This is a genomic window from Vibrio sp. 2033 (assembly GCF_033339735.1).
In genome coordinates this window covers 1-517 of the sequence record NZ_JAWOVC010000844.1, presented here as the reverse complement: position 1 = coordinate 517, position 517 = coordinate 1, and the positions used below count along the sequence as shown (strand labels likewise).

1 protein-coding gene is annotated in these 517 nt (G+C 41.6%); it reads left to right on the top strand.

Features of this window, described 5'->3' with window-relative positions:
• Positions 1–212 precede the first annotated feature (212 nt).
• Positions 213–365, top strand: coding sequence for a hypothetical protein (locus R7P74_RS29410; RefSeq protein WP_005457235.1), 153 nt, complete (start codon positions 213–215; stop codon positions 363–365).
• Positions 366–517 lie beyond the last annotated feature (152 nt).

Genomic DNA, 517 nt, shown 5'->3' with positions numbered 1-517 from the left:
AAAGTTCTAAACCTTACAAGCTAGCAATCAGCACATGGTTGCTAGCTTTTTTCTTTCTGCCATCGTTTTCACTCCCCTTCCTATCTCATTTCGCCGGTTTCATCATTTGAATCAATGATCGAGCTAACAAAATCAACATAGATCGTTTCTTTTCTACTGAGCCCATTGAGTATGATGTTTACTCCCCTTACTCAACTTAAAGAGGTTGGGCGATGCTAACAAAAGAAACAAATAATAATGAACCACAGCTTGTAGACCAGGAAACTTTTGACCAACACTTACAGCGTTTGTCTGAGCTTTCGGTTCAAGCACTTGAAGAGCTTGCTGAAATTATCGAAGCTGGAACCGATATTTCAGAGGAATAGCGCTTAGATTATTTCCAATACTCCCTGCTATTGGTCTAAGTGCTCACGAAAAAGCCGAGACTGTCGTCCTACAGCCTCGGCTTATTTTATGCCCGTTACCTGCATCTCCCTATTAATCAGATACAAAAACGCCCGCTTTTATTGCGGGCGTT